This is a genomic window from Enterococcus sp. DIV0210g, assembly GCF_050559705.1.
In the GTDB taxonomy this organism is placed as follows: Bacteria; Bacillota; Bacilli; order Lactobacillales; family Enterococcaceae; genus Enterococcus_B; species Enterococcus_B faecalis_A.
Map to the genome: position 1 here is coordinate 1,976,882 of NZ_CP187903.1, position 24,795 is coordinate 2,001,676.

The window sequence follows — 24,795 nt, forward strand, 5'->3', positions numbered from 1 at the left end:
TTTTTGTATTTTTTTATCGGATCAAGTCTCGTTCTGGTTCTTCCAATACTTGACGCACTTGCTCTCTAGTGGTTAAAGGAACATCTCCTTGGATTGTATGTGCCAAGATTGCATTTCCGACTGCAAACAAGCTTGTCTTTTCTAAAGGCCACTTTTCTGCATAACCTAGCAAAATTCCAGCGGCATAGGCATCACCTGCACCGATTCGATCAAGGATTTCCAACGTATATTCAGGTGTTCTGATACTTTCATTTTCTGTGATCAGATAACCGCTTAGACTCTTTTTGCCTGCCTCGCTTTTTCTTTTTGTTCCTGCAAACCAGCTGATTTCATATTTTTCTAGAAAACGGCGGATCAATGCTGTTTCTTGTTCTTCGGTGTTGATTTCTTCCACAGGCGCCAAGTTCAGTAATTCGGTCAAATCCCGCACAGAGCCAAACACGATCGAACTGTAGGCGAGAATTTCTTCATACCGCTGCTTCATCAACTCTTTTTTACCTTCTTCTTGGTTCAAGCTTGGTCGGAAATTAAAATCGAAACAGACCGTTTTTCCTTGTTCATGTGCTTTTTTCGCAAGATAAATCGCTGTTTCTGCTGTTGCTTCTGTCAAACTCAAACTGATACCGCAAATATGGACAAGATCTACAGCATCGATAAATTCTGGAACAGCGTATTCTGTTTTTTGGGATAATCCAAACGAACTGTTATGTCTGTTTTGGTAAGTCACGTGGGTCGCACGAGCACCATAACCCATTTCAGCAAAATAAGTACCAATATGCTGATGATTTTTCGTAATGTATTCGGTACAGATCCCAAGACTTTTCAAATTACTTAAAGCTGCTTCGCCTAAACGGTTGTTCGGAAGGGTCGTCAGCAAGTAGCTGTCGACACCAAAATGAGCAAGATTTCCTACCAAATTGACTCCTGTACCTGTGTAAGCCATCCGCAATGTGTGCGTCTGTTCTAACATCAAATGTTCAGGCGGTGTCAATCGCAGCATGACTTCGCCAAACGCGCCGATTTTCATTTTTTCCACCTTACTTTACTAGTTTTTTCATGATATCTGTCAATGTCTTCACATCTTCTACACGCGTATCCCCAGTTTCTTTGTCGATGATCGAACTGTAAACATGCGGAATCACTTTTTTCACGCCAGCGTCTAATGCGATTTTGACGATTTCTTCAAAATTGTCTAAGTCGATCCCGCCAGTTGGTTCCAAATAAAAATCATGTGCGGCACAAGCTTTTGCTACCGCTTCATATTCTTCACGATGAGCCAAACCTTTCATTGGGAAATACTTGATCGAACTGCCACCCATATCTTTCAGTAATGCAATCGCTGTTTCGATGGGAACGACCGCTTCTGGAGCAGCTGAACTCAACGGACCGGTAGCGATATTCACATAACCAGGTTTGCCTGTTGGAGAAACCAGACCATTCACGACTGTTTCTGATTGTCCTAACAGAGCTCTTGAAGCACCTACACCAGTGAATACTTGATTTACATGTTGTGGTTGAAGTACTTTAGATAAACGAGAAACCATTTGACTTTGATTCGGATCACCAGCACCTAAACCAACAGACAGTGCATTGTCTGTTGCCTCTTGATAACGTTTCATGTCTTCGATTGCTTCTTCATCTGTATTGTAATTTTTTGAAAGAACACCTAGAATCACATGTCCTTCTGCTGCTTCATAACAAGCTTTTGCATTTTCTACTGAGTTGGCTAAAACATTTAAACAAATACGGTCTGCTAAATAATTTGGGGTTAATGTCATCGCTGATTCTCCTATTTCAAGATTTCTTTTAGTCTTTGAATGATTTTTTGCATTTCCTGCTCATCGACAGAACGAATATCAAATTCGATGATACCGTTGTTTGCTTGATATTCTCTTGTGTAGATGGCAGAATCTTTTTCTTTCAGTTCTTTGATTACGTCTTTTGCAGATTTTTTTCCTTCTACTTTGATGCTTGCGCGGTAGATGTCTCTTCCTGCGCCATCTTGCACGATTTTTGCTTCTAGCGGCAATTTATTGAGTGCTTCAATGAAGGGCTGAAGTCTTTGCTTCATTGATTCGCCGCTTTCGCTGCCATTTTGCAAATAATCTGTGACAGCTTGGGTAAAACCTAAAACATTGTCTTTGCCGATCTTCATCGCACGTCCGATTCCTTTGCCTTGCAGACGCGTCCACTCTACAAAGTCTTTTTTGCCGATCACTAAGCCTGCACTTGGCCCTTCGATTGCTTTAGCACCAGAATAGATAACAAGGTCTGCTCCTGCTTCCAAATACTTGAACAAATCTTCTTCGGCGGCTGCATCCACGATCAATGGAAGATCATATTTTTTTGCGACCTGTGCAGCTTCGGCAACAGTCAGCATGCTTTTTTGGACGGTGTGGTGGCTCTTGATATACAAGATTGCCGCGGTCTGTTCCGTAATCATCATTTCCAGATGTTCCGGCGTACACATGTTGGCATAGCCGGCTTCTATCACTTTTCCGCCGCCTTGTTGGACCATTACTTCCACTGGTGTACCATAATCAACATTATGACCTTTTGGCAATACGATTTCTCTTTTAGCGATTTTTTCAGTGTAAGGATGATACACATGGTAAAGACTTCCTTGACCAATGACTCCGGCAATTGTTTGGGCAATCCCAGCTGAAGCAGAAGAAACGATCTGAGCATCTTCTGCATGGAGAAGTTCCGCTAAATAAGCGCCTGTTTGCCGAAACAATTCTTCCATCTCGAAAAAGTGCGTACCGCCGAAACGCTGTGCTTCCATCACTTGTTCTGAGACTTTTGAAACGCCTAAAATCGTCATTCTTCCTGACGCATTGATTACTTCTTTTAATCCAAGTTTCTCATGCAATGTCATAGATCTTTCCCCCAATTATCGTCGTTACAGGTTTGATTTGCTGATTGATCGTCCGCTTATTGCCGTTTGAATCGATCAGTTCCTTTTCCTCTTCTGCAAATTCAAAAATAGTAAAATCGGCATCAAAGCCTTCTTTGATCAAGCCTTTAGCAGTCAAATGGAAGTTTTTAGCTGGTACTTCGGTCACTTTCTGCAAGATTTCTTCCCAGGTATAACCGATTGCATGCAGTTTTTCCATCGTTGTGGCCATATCATAGACTGGACCATTTTCACGATTACGAATATAGATATCTGTACTGATCGAATCTGCCTTGATCCCAGCTTTTTGTGCGATTTCTGCTACGTGAAAATTAAAGCTGTCGGTTCCGTGCCCAATGTCAAAAATGATTCCTTTTTTATAAGCTTCTTCGGCTTCTTCTTTGATTGTATCAGTTTCCTGTTCTAAAATCCCGTTTGGTTTGCCGTTGAAACAATGAGTCAAAATATCTCCTTTTTCCATCAAAGATAAGATATCTGCTAGTTTGGGCGGCGCAGAACCAATATGGACCATCAATGGAAAATGACCATTTTCCTGTTGGATCTCTTTCGCTAATTCTAACGGTGTGATCCCATTTTCACCAATAACAGTTTTGCTCATTCTGGCTTTGATCCCGACAATGAATTCAGGAAATTCATTGATGCGGCTGCGGACAAGTTCTGCTTTTATTTTATCTAAGTCTGCTAATTCATCTTGGGCGACAATCCCCCATTTAGAGATGTTGAGCAGAGCATAGACATTGGTTTTTGTTGTTTTTACCTGGTCATGAAAAGAAGCGATATTTTCTGCGCCTGTCGTTCCTGCATCAATAACAGTGGCAACGCCTTTTTCGACACCGATCTTGTCTGGATAATCATAATAAAGTTCCATTTTCTCAAAACAATGGACATGATCATCGATCCATCCAGCAGATAAATACTGAGAATCTGCCAGCGTATGGATTTGTTCTGCCTCTTCATTGATTTCAGCAGCGATTTTTTTGATTTTTCCATTTGAGAGACCAATATCGAATATTTTCCCATCAATTGTTCTGGCATTTTTGATCAATACATCTAACATGATATCCTCCTATTTTTCTGTAAATTTGAATTTGGTCCAAGGTTTAAGAAATGGTAATAGGATTTTCTCTTCTTCGCTGATTTGTCCTACTTTGTTTTTTCGTGTGTCACTATGAGGTTCTAATACGATTTGCAATTCGTTTTTGTACTTGCCGAATTGATCATTTCCGATCACGACATCTCCTGCTTGAAATTCATAGATATTATCGTGAGGAGGATTTTCGTGATTTTTATATTTCTTGCGAACTTCTGTAGAGCGTACCACTTGATGCGTGATATCTCCGCGACGGAAATGTTGTTCATTTTCTACGATTTGCCGTTCAGTCTCGCTGATTTCAGGTACATATTCAATCGCTAATTCCAATTGATAACGATCTAATTTACCTAGAGCTTCTAATTCTTTTTCGTCTGCGTAAGCATTGCCGATAATGACGTCATCAATCAGATTGGTTGCGAAAAGGTGTTTTGCCGCGGTCGCAACAGGCAAGTGCCGATGCATTTCCAAAGTAGGCAGCCCGTCATTAATATCCCATGGTCCAATCGATCCTTTTTGGGAAGTGATAAAAGCAGCTGTGCGAATCCCTTTTTCTTTGAAGCGTCTGCTGCACGATTCGAAAAAGTCATAAGGAAGTGCTGTTCCTTCTTGCGGGTAAAAGTTATGACAACCATATAAAAACGGTTCGTTTGCTTGATAGGTCAAAATATTATCCAAATAAGCCACGTCATTGCTCATATTCAATTCAATCGCTAACTGATAAGGATTATAGGTCAGAAAAGCTTCCTTGTTCCCGTCAAAACCAACATCCAAACGAATACCGTCCGCGCCTAATTCATGGAAAAAGCTCAAATCATCATAAGAAATCTCCAATTCATCAAAAAGTGTCGGCACGACATCTAGGATCGTTTCAAATCCAAGTGATTTAGCATAAGTGATCAGCTCTGTAAATTTCTTTTTCACCGCTTCTTTTCCGTCTGTCACTTCTAACATACTCATAAAAATCCGGCTAAAACCGTGTTTATGTGCTAGTTCCAGATATTCTTTGTCAGTTTGGAGATCACTGTGGTTTGGGTAAAGGGAAATCCCTAATAAACGTTTCATACTTCTCCTCCTCGTTCCATTTTTTCGAATTTTTTGCGGTATTTATAGGCAATGACTGTGCTTGAAAAAACCGTTGCACCCATTACCAGCCAATTATTTGGCAATAAAGCTTTTGTCAATACGATCGAAGCAGCGATGAAAATCACTGCAGCGATCAAAACAAATCGTAATTTCATTGTATCGAGTACTTGCGGAAGTCCTTCTTTTTCAAGATAGATATGACCAAGAAAAAAGAGGACCAGACATCCAATAAGTTCCATTTTTCCACCTGCTATTCTTGTTCTTGTACAATACCGCCCATTGTTTTTTCTTCCGCTTTTTCAGCTTCTAATTCTGCAGCTTCTCTTTCAAGCTGTTGTTTTTCAAATACTTTGAAGAATGGATAGTAGATACCTAGTGTGATCAAAAAGTTGAAAATAACCAATCCGCCAGCTGCAACACTCCAGTTGGTACTCATCCAAGCAGCGATTGGCGCAGACATCGCAAATGGCAATCGAGCCACCATCATTGGGATCAATCCGCTGACTGTCAAAATATAAGACAATGTCGTCGTGATCAGCGGTGCAACGATGAACGGAATACCAAGAACAGGATTCATTACGATTGGTGCACCAAAGATTACAGGTTCATTAATGTTGAACAGACCCGGTAAAATAGATAATCGTCCTAGACTCTTCAAGTATTTTGATTTAGAAAACATGAACAATGTCACTAATGCTAAAGTTGTACCTGCTCCGCCGATCCAGATAAACCATTGCAGAAATTGTTCGGTAAAGATATTCGGCATTTGATGCGCACTCGTACCAGCGTTGAACGCATCGATATTTTCAGCGATTGAAATATCCCAGAATGGACGAATCACTGGTCCCATGATTGCTGGACCATGAATACCTAATACCCAGAAGAAGCAGATCAAGAATACTGTCAGCAGTCCGCCGAACAAGCTGTTTCCTGCAAGCACACCTTTCAAAGGCATCAGCAGCTGACTTAAGAAGCCGTTCAAATCAAATCCAAGCATATGACGGATGATCCAGAAGAAAATCAAGATCACTGCCCCTGGAATCAATGCGACAAAAGAATTTGTTACTTCCGGCGGTACACCGTCAGGCATCTTGATAGTTATTTCTTTTTCAAGGAAGAAGCGATAAATCTCTACTGAAATAATTGCTGTAACGATTGCTCCAAATAATGAACCAGAACCAAGATTCGCAATATTGATATAACGACCAGCTGTGATGACATTTGCTACATCCTCTGCGACACGCATTGGTGGTGCAGCTACGATCAAGAAAGACATCAGTGCTAAGATCCCAGCAGTCAGCGAATCGACTTTGTAGCTTTTTGCCAATGAAGAAGCGATCCCAAATGTTGCGTATAAAGCTAAGATCCCTACAGTATAGCGAAACGGAATATCTAAAATTTCTCGATATGGTTCAATAATTGCTGCTACTGATTCAATTGGTATATTCAGCAAAATCGTGAAAAATGAACCGACGATCGTCAATGACATCGTCGCAATGATCCCTTTTCGAATGGCGGTCATATGTCTTTGTGTACCGATCCGATTTGCTATCGGCATGATTTTTTGTTCAATAACCCCTACAAATTTATCCATCTTTACTGCCCCCTAATAATAATTCATAACATTATAATGTTTACATTTGAATAATAACATACTCTATCCTAATTGTAAACGGCATCAGGAAACGTTTACAATTTATCTCACTTATTTATCATTTTTTGGTTCTTTTTTGGTAAAAAATATCCCTGCTGCCTGCAATTCATCCAACAGCATCTGTGCTGTTTTTTTTGCAGACGGCAGGGTTCATCCTTACTTTTTTGTTGACGAAACTCATGCTTCGTAATCGATTCTGTAAGGATGAAGATTTGTATTGTATAAAGCTTCTGAATATTCAATGATTTGATTTGTTTCTGTGATCGACTTCCTGATACGCTTGATTCCTATCGTTTCGTCTGTCTGTAAGATTTTTTGTTCTGCTGCTGTCAGATGAACAGCTGCAAAATCGTCTTCAAAAGACTGGATCGCATATCCTGCTTGAGTCATCAGACGATACAAAGATTCTTGTGCAAATTCTTCTTTGCTGAATTTTTCCATTTGAACAGGCAGGTAATGTCTGAAATAGATATAGGGTTGTTCATCAAGAAAATACAGTCGTTCAAAAAGCAAGACTTCTTTGCCGTAATAAGTAAATAACGGCTGTTCAGGTTGAAGATCGATTCTTCGCAAATCAATCGTTTCTTTGCGGACTTTCAGTTGTGAATCTTCTAAAATCTGGGTAAAACTTGCTGCTTTTGCTAACCGGTTATAGGGACGATTGCTTAAAACAGTCGTGCCTCTTCCGCTCTTTTTCTCTACATATTCATCTGCAGCCAAAAGCTCGATTGCTTTTCTGATCGTGATCTTGCTGACTTCAAAAAGCTGCTCTAGCTCATTTTCTGTAGGAAGCATTGAACCTACTGGATATTTTCCGGAAAAGATACCTTCTTTTAATTTATCTGCAACCTCTAAATACAGTACCCGTGTTCTTCTCATAGCTTCACCTTTTCTGATTATTCTAATCAAAGAATAACATCATCCAGGCTTCTTTGCAAAACTTGCGGCAAGTTTAAGAAAACAAAACTTCTTTTTTTGAAAGGATAGTCAAAAGCTGTGTACGCATTTTTTCAAATGCGGCAAAATCCGGGATTTGGAATTCCGGATTGCTGTCATGAGAATTACTCATCCATTTCTGGGTATCTGTTTCTTTCAGAAAGTCAGCTAAAATCGCTGCTGTTCCTTCTGCATCCGCAGCTTCTGCTGTTTTCCAAAGATAAAAATCTTCTGCAACACGTTTCAACTGTTTATAACGTAAAGATAACAACAGGTTACCAGAGACTGACGGATAAATCAGACAAAGATCACCAATCGGCAGATTCGTTGTATTGTAGCGGATATCTTCCCGCGCGTTCTCCGGCCAGCAATTGTACGCCCAACGAAGCAGACCGTCCATTTTGAAGTGATGAGCAAACGTACCTAAAATACGTGTTTCTGACAAGTCGCTGTGTAAAAATGTGTTTGGACGATCTGGGTAGTTGCAGACATAATAAGAACGTTCTGATTTTTCTGTCAAACGCTCATGATTCAAGCATGTGCAATAATAAGAAGTCACAGGATGAGAAACTTCTGGCAGCAATGCTTCCAACACAGCCTCTTTGTCAAAAGCTACCTTCAATTTGATATTCGGTTCAACTGCCTTCAACTCTGCCAACGATGCTTTGAACATCTCTAATTCATTGGCTTTTGGTTCATCTGATAAAATGCGGACTTTTTCAAACCAGCCGTTTTCTTTGAAATACGCAAAAACTTGCCGCATATATTCTTGAAGTTCTTCTTTTTTCTCAATAAAGGCGAAAGTTCCCTTCGTTTCATCAAAGTAGCGGATCACTAATTTTTCTGGGTAATCCAAATTTTTGATTTGAGGGAAAAATGGCGGTTTCCAGACACCCAAAAGACCGAAAACACTGATTTCTTGATCAATTCCGGCGTCCATAAAACAACGGATATAACGGTCAAGATGTGTGAAATCACAACTAATCTTACCTTCTTTGTTTTTCGCCACTTGTACCATTGAATATTCATAAAGGTTGGCTGGATAATCTTTGATGATGTAATTGAACCAGCCTTTCCAAGGGATTTCTCCAGCAATGACAGTGATCGCTTTTTGTCCGATTTCTGCTAGACTTTCAGCCATTTTTCGTATCAATTCAAAATGAGCATCTGACCAAAGTTCGACTTTGAAGCTGCGGGCTAAATTTGACGGCTGCTGCCAGATATCCAAGTAAAAAGAATCTGCATAATCTTTAGGAAAAACATACTCAGAAACTTCCACTGTGATTTTTTGTTGCAAAATCAGCTCCTCTTCTTGGGTAAAACCAGCCCGATACACTCGAACTTCTGCTTCATATTCGCCGCTTTTGGTCTCTTCTGTCACAGGCAGCTCCACATAAATTGGTGCAAAACGATCACCAGGATACGTACGTGCTTTTTCTTCAAGCAATTTATCTGCGTAAAAAATATCCTCTTTCCCGCAGTAATACTCGACAAAAGAAACTGTTGCATCAAGCGCTGTGCGTACTTCTACACGATAAATCGGGATATCGATCGAATCAGGAATCGAAAATTCCTGATTCAATACATAATGGTTTGTATGTCCGTCTCGAAGAAGGATCTGGAAGCTGCCAAAACTGTTTTTATCGATCCGCAATTTTTGGATAGAAGCAGGCTTCTCTTGAAAAAGCTGTGTCGAAGCTTTGTATTCTTCATTTGCTAGGATCATTTCCATCATTTTGCTTCACCCAATCCATTTTCGTTGATCACTTTTTGATACCAATAAAAACTGTCTTTCTTATAACGTGCTAAGTCTTTCAACTCATCATCTGTCCGATTGACATAGATAAAACCATATCGTTTTTGGAATCCTTCATGTGTACTGATCAAATCAATCGCGCTCCATGGACAATAACCGATGATCTCAACACCATCTTCTGCAGCCAGCTCCATTTGACGAATATGCTGTTCTAAATAATCAATACGGTAATCATCATGGATCTTGCCATCTTCTGTCAGTGTATCTTTTGCGCCAATCCCATTTTCAGTGATCAAAAGCGGTAGACGATAACGAGAATAGATTTCATTTAGTGTAAATCTAAACCCTTCTGGATCAATTGGCCAGCCAAATTCTGTCATTGGCAGATTCTTGTTTTCTTGTGTTTGGAAAAATCCTGGTATGCCAAATCCGCTTTGCTGATCGATTTTATTTTCTTTTGGATAGTATTTTGACACGGTCATCGTATTGTAGTAATTAAAAGCAATGTAATCACACGTACCTTCTTTTAAGATTTCAGCATCTTCTGTGGTGATTTCTGGACAAGCGCCGATTTTCTCTAGTAAATGCCAAGCGTTATGATTGTATTTTCCGTAAACAGCAACATCCAAGAAAAGCCAATTGCGCAAGGCACTCATATAAAGAGCAGCCATTTGATCTTCAGGTTTATCTGTCGCAGGATAAACGCTGGCGATATTTGGCGCCGGTCCGATTTTTCCTGGATAGCCGCCGTCATGATAATTTTTTGTGACTAACGCTTGGGCAACCAGCATGTGATGGTTTTCTTGAAATTTCTCTTTCATCGATTTATCACTTGTACCGATGATCGATCCAGCTAAAGCCATGACATTTTGCTCGTTGATCGTCTGCCAATATTTTACATCTTGTCCAAAAGTCTCAAAAAGCAGTTGGCAGTAATCAGCGAATGCTTGGATCGTTTCTCGATTTTCCCAGCCGCCTTTTTCATATAATGAATACGGCAGATCAAAATGGAAAACAGTAACGATTGGTTCAATATCATTTTCAATCAATTGCTTGATCAATTTTTGATAAAAAGCAAGACCTTCTGGATTTTTCTTTCCGTCAGGCATGACTCTGCTCCATGAAATCGAAAAACGATACGCTTTCAAGCCTAATTCTTTAAATAAGCGAACATCTTCTTCAAAACGATGGTAATGGTCGGATGCTATTTTAAAGTCACTTGTTCCTTCTGGTATTTTTTTCATATCTTGAACAGAAGGCCCTTTTCCATCCTCATTCCATGCACCTTCTACTTGATAAGCACTTGTGGAAGCGCCCCATAAAAATTTATCTGATAGTTTCATCTAATTGTGCTCCTTTCGCGGCACCAATCAAATTTGCATCGGATTGGAAGCAAGCCGCTTCGATTGGGATATGCGGGATCGTTTGGTCGATCATCGGCGAGAAATGGAAAATTTGATTATAATGTTTCTTGATTTCTTTGATCAGGAGCGGCTGTTGGCTGATGCCGCCCCCAATTACCAATTTCTCAAGATCGATCAGACATTGCAGATTGAAACAAAGCAAGGCTGCGCGTCTGCAGTAATTACTGAATACTTGCAGCGCTTGTTCGTTTTCTTGTTGTTCTAATAAACGAAAGACTTCCAGTCCATCTGGCTCGCATTCAAACACTGTGGCTAATTCTTTGACTAAGCGAACGGCTGATAAGTTGATGCCGACAAATGATTCTAGGCCGCTGACCGCTTGATCTTGGATAAGAAAACTGACTTCGCCCGCTTGGCAATGTGGTCCTTTTCTGACTTTTCCGTCCAGCAGCAGGCCCACGCCGACGCCTGTTCCTAAGATGACAGCTGCGCCATTTTCTTGTTCTTTCAGATTGCCATAACAAACTTCGCCTAATGTTGCCGCTTTTGCATCATTTTCTACAAAAACCTTCACAGGCAGCCGTTTCTCGATTTCTTCCTTCACATTTACTTGATCTAAACCGGCAACAGCGCCGCCAAAAAGGATCAATCCATTGTCTTTCACGGCACCAGGCACAGCGATTCCAACACGCTGAAAGTCTTTTTCGTTATAACTTTTGATAAGAGCGATCAAGAAATCAATCCACTCGGAAGCATCTGCTTTCGGTGTAGGCGTTTGTCTTTTTCCTTCAATGGCTGTTTCTTTCACTAAGGCGGATTTGATAAACGTCCCGCCGATATCGATGCTTAATGTCCACATAACCTTTCTCCTATCTTATGCTTGAACTTCTTTTTCATTGATTTGATTGATTGTCATTGTTTCTTCTTCTTTTTCAGCCGCTTTTTCTAATTCGTATTCGCGTTTGTCTGCGATTTTGATGAATGGATACCACATTGCGACCCCAATCGCGATACAGATAACCATTAAAATCGTATAGTTCAAACCGCCAGATAGAGGCATTTTAACAAAAGTTGGGGTTGTCCAAGGAAGCAGTGACATGGTTGGATTAAATGAGATTGGCAAAACAGTTGTTACTAATCCCCAAGTGACAAACCCTGCAATCAATTGTGTAAAGATTTGTGGGATAAAGAATATCGGATTCAAGATGATCGGCATACCAAACATCAGTGGCTCAGTGACATTGAATAACGAAGGAACAAGAGCTAGTTTTCCTAATTGACGCAATTTTGTTGATTTTGAACGAATCATGAAGAAACTTACAAAGCCCATGAAACCAGAAGCATACATACCCATGTAGACAACTGAAGGAATCAAATATGGCAATGGTTGACCTTCTTGGAATGCTGCAATATTACCAACGATCATTGTCATGCTGATAGCGCCCAATGGTCCTTGCAATACAGCGTTATGGATACCGAAGAACCATAAGACAGATAACAATTCTACAATAATGATAATTGAGATTGGACTTGCAACTAATGAGTTAAGCGGTGCGTTGATCACATCGATAAAGAATTGGAAAATCGTGCCAGAAGCTGTGTAACCAAATAACACACGTAAAATAAAGACAGCAACAAAGATGATCGTAACGACGAAAACTGGTGATAATGATTGTGTAACCATTGGCGGTACACTGTCAGGAAGTTTGACCATCAGATTTTTCTTCGTTAAGAAAGCATAGAAACGAGTGATGATCAATGCAACCAGCATCCCGATGAACAAGCCTTGTCCGCCAAGATAGTCTAATTTCAACGCGCCGATTGCTTGCTCTGTTGCTTGACCGTTTTGTGTCACAGTTGTCATGATCGTTTGCGGCATCAACATGATAAAACTTGCTAAAGAAATGATTGAAGCATTTCGTTCATTTGTCCCCAATTGTTTTGCGTAAGAAAAAGCTAAACTATAAACGACATAAAGTGAAAATACACCAGTTGCACCATTTGTGATGGCTTCAACATGTGGGAAGATCCCGACACTTTTCAGAAAATCGATCCAACCAGGGATAGGAAAATTCCCAATAATTGTGATAAATGCAATACCCAACGTGATTGGGCTTGTTCGGATAAACCCTTCCATCAATGCTGCAAGAACCTTATTTTTTTGTAATTTCTCTGACATCGGCAACAATTTGCTGCTTAAAAATAGCTCTAATTTCCCCATTTTTATTCTCCTTTTTAAATAGTTATTGTCATTTCATCTTCTGAATCCAATGTACTTAAATAGAAAGTAAATTCACCATTTTCAATATGTTTTTTTCCTAAATTGTCAAAAAAGGACAGCTCTTCTTTTTCCAAAACCACTTCTTTCGAAACGGTTTCATTTGGTTCCAAGCTTACTCTTTGGCTGGCTGCTAATCTTTTTACAGGCTGCACGATGGAAGCTGTGTGTGCTTTTACGTAAACATGGATCACTGTTTCTAACGACTGTTTCGATTCGTTTGTCAACGCATAGCGTAAGCTGATTTTTTCTTGATCATACTCATTAGTTGTCCAATTTCCAGACACAGTGCCATAACTTTTCCCTGTACCGAATGCAAAAAGCGGGTCATTTGATTCATCCATATATTTTGAAACAAATCGTGTCGTATGAGTGCTGTTTTCTAATGGACGCCCCGTCGAACTATGTGCATAATAGATAGGTATCTGCCCTTCGCTTCGCGGGAAAGTCATGGATAAACGGGCGCTTGGCTGTGCTTTTCCGGATAATAGATTTGCGATTCCAACGCCGCCCATCGTACCTGGGAACCAAGTCACGAGCAAACTTGAAAAATAAGGCTCAACATCCGTCAATACTAGCGGACGACCGGTGTATAAAACACCAACGATTGGTTTTCCTAACTCTGATAAGCCTTTGATGAGGCGTTTCTGTTTTTCTGGCAAGGTCAGTTTTGCTTTTGAGGCCCCTTCTCCACTTTCTAGGAATTGTTCGCCAAAAGTCAAAACGACTACATCTGCCGATTTTGCAGCTTCTACTGCTTGCTGATAAAGCATCGATTCGTCTTCGATTGCGCCATTCAGCAACTTGATGCCTTCTTTCAATGGCCCGAATGAGTCATAGGAATCAAAGAGATTGAATCCTTTAGCGAAGGTCAAGTTTTCTTTGGCAAAATTTTGTTCCATCCCTTCTTTCAACGTTATAGTATCTTGCGGTTTCCCACTGACAGAAGCCCAAAAACCAAGTGTCAATCTGCTTTCGCCATAGGGTCCGATAACGGCGATTTTTTGGTCAGAAGTTAAAGGAAGTGTTTGCTCATTTTTCAAAAGCACACAGCTTTTTTCGACTAATTCTACTGCTAGCGCTTTCGTTTCTTCTGTCAAAATCTCACCGGTATTTTCTTCTTCCAATCCGCGGTATGGATTTTCAAAAAGGCCCAATTTATTTTTTAGGACTAAGATACGCCAAACCGCTTCATTGATCAGTTTTTCGATTTGTGGATCTTCTGCTAATTTTTCTAAAGAATTTGCATAAACAGAAGTCATCATGTCCATATCGACTCCAGCTTTCATTGCTTTTTCAGCAGAGCCTGCCTGATTTTTTGTATAACCATGAGCTTGCAATTCTTCAATGGCTGCATAATCAGAGATCAACAGCCCTTCAAAACCAAAACGTTCACGCAAGATATCACGATTCAGCCATTGATTTCCTGTAGCAGGAACCCCATTCAATAAGTTGAAAGCGGTCATTACAAGTAAACAGTTCGCTTCGATTGCTGCTTGATACGGCTGCAAATATTCATTGAATAATTTCTGATTGGACATATCAACAGCACTGTATTCTCTCCCTGCTTCCGGCGCGCTGTAACCAGCAAAGTGTTTGATACATGCACCGACATGGTTTTTCGCAATCGTTTCAGCAATCTCTCCTTGATAACCAGTCACGACACTTTTTGCGAATTCTTTTGCGGTATACACATCTTCTCCTGGCGATTCCATCACTCGTCCCCAACGCGGATCCCTTGATAAATCCAACATTGGCGAGAAAAGAACATGCAAGCCGCTTAGATAACTTTCCTTTGCCGTAGCTTCTGCTGATTTTTTGATTAAAGAAAAATCATAGGAGCCAGCTTGTGCTAATGGAATCGGAAAAATCGACCGAAAACCGTAAATAACATCTGACATGAAAAGCAGCGGAATCTTGTGTTTACTTTCTTTCATGATTTTCTGTTGGATTTCTTTTAATTTATTTGGGTCGTTCACATTGTAGATCGAACCTATTTGATAAAGATCAAAGTCTTCTGGAAAACCTAATTCTTTTGTTGGTCCTGTATTCATGACACCACTGTCCGTAAACAGATCACCGTTCAGCTGAACAGTTTGTGCGATTTTCTCTTTCAGTGTCAATGAATCAGCAAGCTGCTTTAATTCGCTTTCTTTCATATTTAGTTTTCTCCTTTTTGTAACCGTTTTTACATTTTTTATTATAGTTAGATTCTTTTTCCTTTTATACAAAAAAAGAAGACTCTATATCACAAATGTAAAAAAACGTTAAAAAAGTCTATTTCATTCTTTTTCTTTTTAGAATAAAATGAAGATAAGTTTAATTCAGGAAGAAGGCATTTACTATGGATACAGCAACAATGGAACGTATGATGGATTTGTTATACAAAAAATACTTGATTCCTTTAGTGTTATTTGATGAAAAAGATACTGCAATACATCCTGCTATCACTTGGGATACTCATCAAATAGCTGCTACTTATCTGCAACCTGCCAAACAGCAAACAGCCTTGCTGTTCAATGATTTTTCTTTTATGTATGGCGTAATCCCTTTCCAATCTGAAGGGAAAAATTATTCAATGATGTTTGGACCTTGCGGCGTCATCGGTTCACCAAAAGAAAAGCTTCTTTTTGATGATCATGAATATCTTTACGGCATCCACTACACGAAAGAATCTCCTGAAGCATTTGAAGAATTTGCCCAATTGATTTATAGTATCTTTACCCATCAATTACTTGAAAAAGAACAGATTTCTTGGATTTATAAAAAAGAAAAGAAAAAAAATCGAACCACCGATCAGCGTTTAGAAGAAAATCTTTACGACCGCCGTATGCAGGAAGCAACTTTCGATTCTTATCAGTTCGAACTCCGTTATACCGAATATATCAAGCGGAATCAGCCGGAAAAAATCGAATGGCTCTTCAAAAAAATGCAAGAAACCTATAAAGTAGACTTGTCCGAAAATCAACTGGAAGGCCTAAAATTAAAATTTTCTGCTTTTGTTGCCGTATTGACGCGAATCAGCATTGATGAGGGCGTCCCAATCAACCAAGCATTCAGTTTATCTGACGCATTGATCCAAGGTCTCTTCGGCATCCATTCTTCCAGCGAATGGCACGCTTATATAAAAGAAGCAACTTATCGATTCATGAACCTGATTCACCAGCAGCCGTTATCAGGAAAATCCATGCCTGTGAAACAACTGATCAATTATATTGATGGACATATTTATGAACGTATAACAATTGAAGAATTAGCAAGTAATCTTGATAAACACAAAACACATCTTTCTGCGTTATTCAAAAGGGAAACAGGACAAACGATCCATTCCTATATCCAAGAAAGAAAGATTAATGAAAGCAAACACCTTTTATTATTCACAGACAAAAGTTATAAAGAAATTGGTCAAATCTTATCTTTTGCAAGTCAAAGCCATTTCATTCAAGTATTCAAAAAAATAACAGGTCTTACACCAAAAGAATACCGAAATCAGCACTATGCTTACTCTGTCCACTAAGCTTCTCTATACAAGCATCTTGCTCTTAAAAACTGCAAATTTGTTTGCGGTTTTTTTATCTCTATAGAATAACACCTTTTATTTTACTTCAAACAAGTACACAACTCTACATCAAAGTATCAATTATTATCAAACATTCATGAAATATTGAACAAATTAATTAAAACATAGTTGATAATCTGTTATACTACTTACAGAAAAAATATGAACTTAGGAGCGCTCATTGATGAAGATCTATTACATAGAAGATAACCTGTTCCATCAAGAACTTTTTAAAAAAGAATATAATAAGCATGAACTTCTGAATAATGTCGATATGCACATATTTCCAGCAGATAAATTGGAAAGCATTTATAAAGAGTTGGACTCTTATTCTTTTACTTCTTCTGACTTTTTTATCATTGACATAGATTTAAAGACGCTCCATACCGGGATTGATTTTGCTAAAAAAATCCGTTTATTAAGTCCAAATTGCTTTATTATCTTCTTGTCCAATGACAGTACGCGAGGAATTGAGATCATCAATCGGCAAATTCGTCCTGACCGCTACTTAAGCAAGATCCATTTAGAAGAAGTATTTACAACGATTGAACAAATCTTGCTTTCAAAGCTCAACAATCAAAAACAAACATCCGATATCATCGAGTTGAAAGGTACAGGGAAAACATTTCTGGTCGATCCTGACGAAGTCAACTATATCGAGACGATCACCGGTTCACGTGCGTGCTTGGAATTTTACGGGATACACGAAAATTTCATCATCCACGATAAAATGAAAAACATCAAACGTAAATTTGAAAAACATCAATATTTCAATGACTTGAAAAGTTTTTCCATTAATCCCTTCAATATCAAGGAAGTGGACAAGCACACGATGGAAGTCATTTTTAAAAATGATGAAACATTGCCGCTCAGTTCAACAAGTATCAAAAAATTATTGAACTACATCGATCATCTGAAATAAAAAAAGTGCGCTGACCAGATTTCTTTACTGGTCAGCGCACATTTTTTATTAAATCTCATCCACTGTCAATTCTAATTCAAACATAGAGAATGGTTTGACATATCGTACTTGATAAGCGGCATTCGTATATTCTTCAGTGATTTTCGAAAAGTTATACAACCCCAAGCCGCCATCTTTTTTTGAGGAATAACCTCTTTTTAATATTTCTCCCAAGCTGACTCCTGTCATGTGAGCAGGATTGCTTATTTTAAAATAAAACTGTTCGGGTGTCTGATCAATGAGAATCTGGATGGGCGCATCTTCATCTGAAGAATAATGCTCTAAAGCGTTGTTCAACGCGATCGAAATCAAGCGAATCAAATCGATATAGTCGATATTGACAACTGTTACAGGATTCAACACTTTGATTTCATAAGGAAGCTTTTGCTGGTCCGCTTTTTCCATAAAACCGTACAATAAGCCGCGCAGAGCAGAATCATTGATTTTTTTTATCGGATCATGTCTTACATCATCAATGGTTTCTAACGAATACTTTTTAAGATGTTCCAACAAAGAGACCGATTCTTCTGCTTCTCTGTTGCTCAAACTGTACTCTAAAGCCTCGATATAATTCAAATAATCATGACGAAATTCATCAAGTTTCGCATAATATGCTCGCGTTTCTTGTTTGTCTTTCAAATAAGATTCTAAAAGCTGGTATTTTTTTTGATGGAAAACAAATACCACAAATAACACTGTATAAAAAAGATTATACAGCAGCACGATGACCGACGTCAGAAGATAATCCAGCGAATGAAAATTGAACGTGGCATGGATCGCATACAAGCCCCCCATGACGAGGGTGGAAAAAACAGTTATTCCCTTCAATTTTTTCGTATAGCCGCTGAAGTAATCAAAAATGTGGTATTTCTTGTCCAAGAATCTCGTATAATAAAAGAGACAAGCAGCAAGCAAAATTTCAAAGACAACACTTACCCCAACATGGAACGTTCCTACATATCGCGGAAGATCAAAGGCTATGAAAAAAGAGATGCCGCTGATGTTCAGCAAAAGATTGTTCAACATGATACTAAGTAAAAATTATTGACTAAAAGGTAGACAAAATAACACTGCAATACATAAATCAGCACCACGAACAAAACAAGGTACTGCGTAAACACTAGATTAAGGATAAATAATACTAAATAAATATAACTAAAGCGATTTCGTATTTTCCCACGGAACAACAAATGATTGCACATCAGCACATTCGTATAAACACCAATAATAAAAATAACTATATCCATAACGAGCTGCCCCCCACCACCTTTACATCCATCATAGCAAAAACAAGCTGGAAAAGCAGTATTTTACTTTATTTATAAGCTCTTCCAAAAACGAAAAACAGCTGGACAGAATCAAACAGATTCTGCCAGCTGACACTTCGATCAAAGCATTTCTTGCTCTAAAAAGTTCTAGCTGTTACGTTAAAAGCATTTCTCATTTCATCTGTTGCATCATCGATTGGTGTTACTTCAACCAACTCGCCTTGAACCACAAGACGCGTGATCGCATCCATGTCACCACATGTTATCAATGTGACAAGCTCTTTGTCCTCTTCAACGTTCAGCAATTCGGTCGCAGTTGGATCGACTTTCTCTTTGAATGTTGCCTTGTATGTATATACATTAACTAAATCAGTAACGTAGATCTTGTCTCCTAGATTCAATCTTTCTAAAGGTGTAAATAACAGGTCTGGATTATTTGCTCGGTGACTAGCTAAAGCATAATTGCCTTCACCCATCTTTTGATCTGGTGACAATGTTCCTGCACCGTACAATAATGCCTCGTTCGAAAGACCTTTAAAAATCGGCAAATTGATATTGACAGAAGGTACCGCTACCCCGCCGATCACTAGCAGATCCGCTTTGCTCATTTGTGCTCTGATTACTGCCTCTGAACTCATCGATTCTACTGCATCAAAGTCAAAAGGAGCATCTTTTTCTTGGTTTTTTTCAATTGTTTCTCTGTCGACATTTTTAAGCGAGTAGCTTTCTCCAGTACTTTTCACAAAATAATCTTTGATCTGTTCATTGAAAATCAAGGCTAATCCTACCAATAAAAGCAGCAAAAGTAATAAATTACCTAACCATTTTTTCCATTTATTTTTTTTCAATTGGTTCGTTCCTCCAACGTTTCTTCAGTTTTTAGCAACAACTGCAGGCCATTTTGTTATCCTGATTTTAAATTGAAAAGACTGTTTTGTCTATTTTTTTCCTCTAAATAGATAGTATGCTTAACTTAAAATGAAAAAGTTGCCATATAAGCCACTTTCATTTTCTTTTTTTACATCTCATTATATACTTTTGGTGTTCAATAACAGAACCATTATATAACATTTGCTTTTTTTGAAAAGGCTTTATATGAAATAAGTGAATGATTTTATTTCAAAGAGGTGTAGACAATGACAAGTTATGACAAAAGAGAAAACGACGCCCTTCTCACTCCAGAAAATACTGTATTGGCGTTCATCGATTATCAGCCGACACAAATCAATTCGATCAATTCCATGAATCGATCTGAGCTTATCCGCAACGCAGAAATCGTGATTGAGATGGCAAAACTTTATAACATCCCGATCGTTTTATCGACAGTAAATGTTGCAACCAGCCGTAACCAAGATACGATTCCAGTGCTGCGAAAAGCAATTGGCGAAGAGACACCTTCCTATGATCGAACATCGATCAATGCTTGGGAAGATAAAGAATTCAATGAAGCAATCAAAGCAACTGGCCGCAAAAAAATCTTGATTTTAGCACTTTGGACAGAAGCTTGTCTGACTTTCCCAACGTTAGATGCGCTTCGTGAGGGGTATGAAGTGTATCCTATCGTTGATGCAGTCGGCGGAACTTCACCTATTGCCCACGAAACAGCACTTCGAAGAGTCGAACAAACGGGTGCAAACCTAACATCTATTGCACAATTAGCCTGCGAATTACAACGTGATTGGAATCGCAAGGAAACTGTACCAGGATTCGATGAAATTTTAACAAAATTTGGTGCTTTCTCGAACTTGCGTTGATTCTTTTGAAAAACAGGAACAAAAGAATCGATGGAAGACAGCCAAATATTTCCACTATAAAGAATAACATTAAAAAAAGAATTCCCTAAAACAGCCTTTTCTGTTTTAGGGAATTTCTGTTTGATGCTTTTTTTTATTTTTACAACGTTCTTCAGACACGAAGATTATGCTGGTTTATTAATCTTTAAATAGTGGTGTTTTTTCTTGTTCATAAGTTACATATAAAGATTTCATTCCTCTAGAAACCACTGTATAAAGAATCTTTTGATCACGCTCATCGCTATAATTTTCCGGAGAAGCATTGTATACAAGGATGTGATCAAATTCTAGTCCTTTTGATAACCCGCTTGGAATAATCTCGATGTTCATCTCTGCTTGTTCAGCTAGCTGTTCTTCCAAAGCTGCTGTTTCGGCTTCTGTTTTTGTAATAATCGTCAATTTCTCACCCTTTAATTTTTGGCTGATGCTTGTCAGTACGTTCAAAAAGTCCTTTGGTGTATTCGTTTGATAAAACTCTGGCTCAGCCCCATCAGGACGGATTGGAACGATTTCCAGCTCTTCTTTCGTTACGGCTAGCTTGCGGAAAACTTTTGTTATTGCACCACTAGAACGGTAACTATTCAGCAAATCATAGCGGAAAACTTCCTTTTTCCGTTCCTTCATCATAGAAGAAATCTCCGAAAAAGTCATATTCGCATTAAAGATTGCTTGATTTTCATCACCGACCATCGTCAAACTGCTTTTTGGAAAAAGATTAGACAAAAGATAGATTTGTGCTGGTGTGTAATCCTGTACTTCGTCGATCAGAACAAATCGCATCGAGCGAACTTGAAGTTTTTCAATGAATCTATGTTGGATCACCAATAAAATCACTGCTTCATCTAGAGTTTTCGGCTGATTGCTGAATTGATACTTCTTATTAGTAAAGTCAAAATATAGCGTATCAAGCAAGGTGTTGCTGTCGATCCATTGATTGTTTCGGATTGCTGCTGTGACTTTACGGTATTTTTTGGCTAAGTAACGTTTACCATAACGCAAGATGCTTTCTTCAGAATCGTCTCGGATCAGCTGACCAAAATACGCTTGTTGAGATTCTTCAGACAAAGAGAGAATTTGATTTTGCGTTTCTCGTTCTGCTGCCATTTGGATGACTTTTTCTTCCCAAAAGCTAGTTAGTCGAGCTTTCACCGCTTGGATACGATCAACTAACGGCAAGTTTTCTGGTGTTTCTTGATAGAATACTGCAATCTGTTCTTTTGAAATAATCGTTTTTCCTTTTTGTTTGATGGTCCGGAATGTTTTTTCTGGGTCAAATGACGAAATCCCTTTTTCCTGAATAAATTCAATAAAAGCTTTACTGCGGATGATTTCTGTCTGCTCATCCACTTCTTTTGCCCCGATTCGCTCAAAATAAACTGTTTCTTCTTCCAAAGCTTCTCTGAAATATTGGCCGGCAAATTGCAGCATGGTCATATTCGTTGGATTTTGTTCGCCTAAAGAAGGCAAAACATCTGAAATATAAGAAATAAATTTATCATTTGGTGAAAGAATCAAGATATTTTCAGCAGTGATCTCTTCTCTCAAAGAATACAAAAGATAGGCGATCCGCTGCATGATCGTTGACGTTTTCCCACTTCCTGCTACGCCATTTACCAATAAGATTGGATGCATCATGTCACGAATAATTTGATTTTGCTCGCTTTGGATCGTTGCTGTAATATCGCGCATCTGACTGGTTGAATCTTGGGACAATGCTTCGATCAGAATATCGTCCTGGATTGCGATTGCGGTATCAAAAAACTTCAGCAGCTTGTTTTTATCAATAACAAACTGTCTCCGATTAGCAATCGATACATCGATTTGGTTTTGGCGTACTTTATAAGAAGAAGCGCCAATTACATTGTTATAGAAAAGTTCTGCAATTGGTGAGCGCCAGTCATAAACAAGCGTTTCGTCTGCTTTGTCTGTAAAGCCGTTTACACCAATATAAAAAGCTTCTTCTGGTTCGTCATCAAGAAAATCGACCATGATTTTCCCAAAGTAAGGCGCTTCTAACAACCGTTTTACTTTCTTCAATGCGTTATCTGCCGATTGGATTTTCAAATTCATTTGATCGATTTCACGATTTTTTTGTTCAATCATCGCAAATGTATCTAGATTATCAGATATATTATCAAAGTTCAGCCGAATATCCCGTGCTTCTTCGGCAATATTTTTTCTGCCTTCTACTCCAGATTCCTGTACTAGCTGTGTTAATTCTTTTTCAGCTTCTTGCAATTTCTGATAGACATCTGACAAGTATTCTTGCTCTTTTTTTAATTCTGTGTTGACCATACACATAACCCCTTTTAATAGAATAGCGGAACTAATTATCATATACAAAAATGAACTGTTTGGCAAGTGAAAAATATTTTAGGGATTGGACATTTATTTTTACCATGAAAATTTTTTTCATTGATTAAACAGCGACAGGACAACTTATACATCTGAAATAATCTTTTTTTTGCAAAAGACTTTTCTTTTTACTGATTCAAACTGATAGTATTTTCTTCAAATCGCTTTCTTTTCTTGTTATAATAGTAGTTAAAGAAATGAGGAGATCTGATGCAATCAGCTGTAATATTAAAAATAAAATCACTTGAATCATCATTTACTACGAGCGAATATGAAATCAGCAAGTTCGTCCAAGAGAATCCTGATTTTGTCATTTCAAATACCATCACGAATCTTGCAAAAGCCATCAATACTTCTGAAGCGAGTATCAATCGGTTTTGCAAAAAAATCGGTTATAAGGGATTTAATAAATTCAAGATTGCTTTAGCACAAAGCAATTCACAGTTTGAAACAATCCAATCAGAAGCGGATGAATCGAACTTAGTAGAATACATTACCATGGATTATCAAAAAATGCTTAAAAATACGTGCGCGATGATTGATGCAAAAGATATTGAGGATGCTGCTTCTCTGATTACGTTGTCTAGAAAAGTGTTCATTCTTTCTATTTACACGACATCATTTATCAGCAACGAATTCGCTTTTAAGCTTCGTCAGATTGGATTAGAAGCTGTCACCTTAAAAGAACACTTGGAAATCGAATTGGCTATTGAAACAATGAATAGCGATGCCACATTGATTGCGGTGGTTCCATCCGTAATCAGTAAAGATATTATTCCTTTACTATCAAAAATAAAGAAAAAAGATATCAAGATTATTTTATTATCCAGCAATGATAATCCAAAAATCAACGATATGATCGATATCAAATTTATTATTCCTGATCATGTGATGGCGAATAATTCGTTGGTTTTATCGAACTCTTTGATGAACTCGTTAGTTTTGGATATCATTTTCGCTACGATTTTAAGAGACAACCGCGGCTTACGTCAAAGAAAACTAAGCAGTGATATGATCATCAATTCCTTTCAATCTGCTGATTCCGCCGTTTATGAGTGGTAGGTTCCGTGATTTTCCAACAAAAAACAGACCGCAAATTTTTTTGCGGTCTGTTTTTATTATTTAGAACACTGCAATCGTCTTTCTTTGCACTTTATCCAAATAGCAGATTTCTTGGAATTCTTCATATTCTTCTTCCAAATCTTTATAAGAAAGTTCCTTTTTCTGCAACAAAAAATAATAATCAAAATAGTTTGGTAAATATTCCAACTTCAATAATTTTTTCGCAAAAGCATTCGCTGCAATTTCACTGGTTCGTTGGATTGCGGCTTTTCGCGTATGGCTAAAAAGAGTCAACCGTACAACGGAGGGCAAGATTTCTGACACATAGCGATTGCTTTCATTCTCTAAAAAGTGAAAAAACTCATGGGCTAAGATTACTTCGTTCATCTTCGCTAATCCAAAATGATTGGCTTCAGACAATTCTTTTACTGACTCTTGATAAAGATAAACAACTGGACTTCCTTTTTTGTTTTCTTCAAATTGCGCACGCAACTGGACCTTAAAGAAGCGGCCATCATGCGGCTCTCTTTTGATTATGATTTTCTTTTGCCTGTAAAGTTCATCTATTTTTGTCTCTGTTTGCTTTGCTGCTGTGCTTTCCCCGATTTTCAAAGATTCTTCAATATAAGATAAGATTTTTTCTTTTGGTATTTTATGAAAAAACATATCTTGTTTTAATTCCAGATAAGCTAGGAATTGATCCGTAAACTCCATAT

General features: G+C 38.4%; 22 protein-coding genes. 4 read left to right on the top strand and 18 right to left on the bottom strand.

Annotated elements, in window-relative coordinates; genetic code table 11:
* Positions 1-13: 13 nt before the first annotated feature.
* From IGI64_RS09620 to IGI64_RS09680, 13 genes are all read right to left on the bottom strand, one after another.
* Entirely contained in the window at positions 14-1,027 is a 1,014-nt protein-coding gene (locus IGI64_RS09620) for a sugar kinase (protein ID WP_429940311.1), read from the bottom strand.
* A 10-nt stretch (positions 1,028-1,037) separates the two neighbouring features.
* Positions 1,038-1,778: a 2-dehydro-3-deoxy-phosphogluconate aldolase gene (dagF, locus tag IGI64_RS09625; protein ID WP_429940312.1), complete on the bottom strand. Its 741-nt coding sequence runs from the start codon at positions 1,776-1,778 to the stop codon at positions 1,038-1,040.
* Between the two features lie 11 nt (positions 1,779-1,789).
* Entirely contained in the window at positions 1,790-2,878 is a 1,089-nt protein-coding gene (locus IGI64_RS09630) for a DgaE family pyridoxal phosphate-dependent ammonia lyase (protein WP_429940313.1), read from the bottom strand.
* Positions 2,865-3,974 (bottom strand): amidohydrolase/deacetylase family metallohydrolase, encoded by a 1,110-nt coding sequence (locus IGI64_RS09635; RefSeq protein ID WP_429940314.1) that lies wholly within the window; start codon positions 3,972-3,974, stop codon positions 2,865-2,867. The genes IGI64_RS09630 and IGI64_RS09635 overlap by 14 nt, the downstream gene beginning before the upstream one ends.
* Positions 3,975-3,983: 9 nt before the next feature.
* Positions 3,984-5,072 carry a DUF871 domain-containing protein gene (locus IGI64_RS09640; RefSeq protein WP_016623251.1) on the bottom strand — a complete coding sequence of 363 codons (1,089 nt, stop codon included), beginning with the start codon at positions 5,070-5,072 and terminating at the stop codon, positions 3,984-3,986.
* A complete protein-coding gene (locus IGI64_RS09645) occupies positions 5,069-5,332 on the bottom strand; it encodes a hypothetical protein (RefSeq protein WP_016623250.1) in 264 nt (87 codons plus the stop codon). The genes IGI64_RS09640 and IGI64_RS09645 overlap by 4 nt, the downstream gene beginning before the upstream one ends.
* Before the next feature lie 11 nt (positions 5,333-5,343).
* Entirely contained in the window at positions 5,344-6,687 is a 1,344-nt protein-coding gene (locus IGI64_RS09650; RefSeq protein WP_429940315.1) for a PTS sugar transporter subunit IIC, read from the bottom strand.
* A gap of 237 nt (positions 6,688-6,924) precedes the next feature.
* Complete coding sequence (locus IGI64_RS09655) at positions 6,925-7,626, bottom strand: GntR family transcriptional regulator (protein WP_429940316.1); 702 nt, start codon at positions 7,624-7,626, stop codon at positions 6,925-6,927.
* A gap of 73 nt (positions 7,627-7,699) precedes the next feature.
* Complete coding sequence (locus tag IGI64_RS09660) at positions 7,700-9,415, bottom strand: DUF4091 domain-containing protein (protein WP_429940770.1); 1,716 nt, start codon at positions 9,413-9,415, stop codon at positions 7,700-7,702.
* On the bottom strand, positions 9,415-10,782 hold the full coding sequence (locus IGI64_RS09665; protein ID WP_429940317.1) for a glycoside hydrolase family 1 protein: 1,368 nt from the start codon (positions 10,780-10,782) through the stop codon (positions 9,415-9,417). The genes IGI64_RS09660 and IGI64_RS09665 overlap by 1 nt, the downstream gene beginning before the upstream one ends.
* Positions 10,766-11,662 carry an ROK family protein gene (locus IGI64_RS09670; RefSeq protein ID WP_429940318.1) on the bottom strand — a complete coding sequence of 299 codons (897 nt, stop codon included), beginning with the start codon at positions 11,660-11,662 and terminating at the stop codon, positions 10,766-10,768. The genes IGI64_RS09665 and IGI64_RS09670 overlap by 17 nt, the downstream gene beginning before the upstream one ends.
* A 15-nt stretch (positions 11,663-11,677) precedes the next feature.
* A complete protein-coding gene (locus tag IGI64_RS09675; RefSeq protein WP_429940319.1) occupies positions 11,678-13,024 on the bottom strand; it encodes a PTS sugar transporter subunit IIC in 1,347 nt (448 codons plus the stop codon).
* 14 nt (positions 13,025-13,038) lie between these two features.
* Positions 13,039-15,240: a glycoside hydrolase family 3 N-terminal domain-containing protein gene (locus IGI64_RS09680; RefSeq protein WP_429940320.1), complete on the bottom strand. Its 2,202-nt coding sequence runs from the start codon at positions 15,238-15,240 to the stop codon at positions 13,039-13,041.
* Positions 15,241-15,425: 185 nt separating this feature from the next.
* Between IGI64_RS09680 and IGI64_RS09685 the strand changes: the two genes are divergently transcribed.
* Both IGI64_RS09685 and IGI64_RS09690 read left to right on the top strand, forming a co-directional pair.
* On the top strand, positions 15,426-16,598 hold the full coding sequence (locus tag IGI64_RS09685) for a helix-turn-helix transcriptional regulator (RefSeq protein ID WP_429940321.1): 1,173 nt from the start codon (positions 15,426-15,428) through the stop codon (positions 16,596-16,598).
* A gap of 226 nt (positions 16,599-16,824) precedes the next feature.
* Positions 16,825-17,562 (top strand): LytR/AlgR family response regulator transcription factor, encoded by a 738-nt coding sequence (locus IGI64_RS09690; protein ID WP_016623241.1) that lies wholly within the window; start codon positions 16,825-16,827, stop codon positions 17,560-17,562.
* Between the two features lie 48 nt (positions 17,563-17,610).
* On the opposite strand, the gene IGI64_RS09695 is transcribed toward IGI64_RS09690, so the two are convergent.
* The 3 genes from IGI64_RS09695 to IGI64_RS09705 all read right to left on the bottom strand — a co-directional run bounded on the left by IGI64_RS09695 (position 17,611) and on the right by IGI64_RS09705 (position 19,717).
* Positions 17,611-18,612 (bottom strand): GHKL domain-containing protein, encoded by a 1,002-nt coding sequence (locus IGI64_RS09695; RefSeq protein WP_429940322.1) that lies wholly within the window; start codon positions 18,610-18,612, stop codon positions 17,611-17,613.
* 8 nt (positions 18,613-18,620) lie between these two features.
* Positions 18,621-18,848, bottom strand: a complete 228-nt coding sequence (locus IGI64_RS09700) for a hypothetical protein (RefSeq protein ID WP_429940323.1) — start codon at positions 18,846-18,848, stop codon at positions 18,621-18,623.
* Positions 18,849-19,006: 158 nt separating this feature from the next.
* Positions 19,007-19,717, bottom strand: a complete 711-nt coding sequence (locus IGI64_RS09705) for a class A sortase (RefSeq protein WP_429940324.1) — start codon at positions 19,715-19,717, stop codon at positions 19,007-19,009.
* A gap of 288 nt (positions 19,718-20,005) precedes the next feature.
* On the opposite strand from IGI64_RS09705, the gene IGI64_RS09710 reads away from it, so the two are divergent.
* Positions 20,006-20,623, top strand: coding sequence for a hydrolase (locus IGI64_RS09710; RefSeq protein WP_429940325.1), 618 nt, complete (start codon positions 20,006-20,008; stop codon positions 20,621-20,623).
* Positions 20,624-20,800: 177 nt separating this feature from the next.
* On the opposite strand, the gene helD is transcribed toward IGI64_RS09710, so the two are convergent.
* The gene (helD, locus tag IGI64_RS09715) at positions 20,801-22,957 is read right to left on the bottom strand and encodes an RNA polymerase recycling motor HelD (RefSeq protein ID WP_429940326.1); all 2,157 of its coding nucleotides are present in this window, start codon (positions 22,955-22,957) and stop codon (positions 20,801-20,803) included.
* A 270-nt stretch (positions 22,958-23,227) separates the two neighbouring features.
* Between helD and IGI64_RS09720 the strand changes: the two genes are divergently transcribed.
* Positions 23,228-24,079, top strand: a complete 852-nt coding sequence (locus IGI64_RS09720; protein WP_016623235.1) for a MurR/RpiR family transcriptional regulator — start codon at positions 23,228-23,230, stop codon at positions 24,077-24,079.
* A 60-nt stretch (positions 24,080-24,139) separates the two neighbouring features.
* On the opposite strand, the gene IGI64_RS09725 is transcribed toward IGI64_RS09720, so the two are convergent.
* Positions 24,140-24,793, bottom strand: a complete 654-nt coding sequence (locus IGI64_RS09725) for a hypothetical protein (RefSeq protein WP_016623234.1) — start codon at positions 24,791-24,793, stop codon at positions 24,140-24,142.
* Positions 24,794-24,795 lie beyond the last annotated feature (2 nt).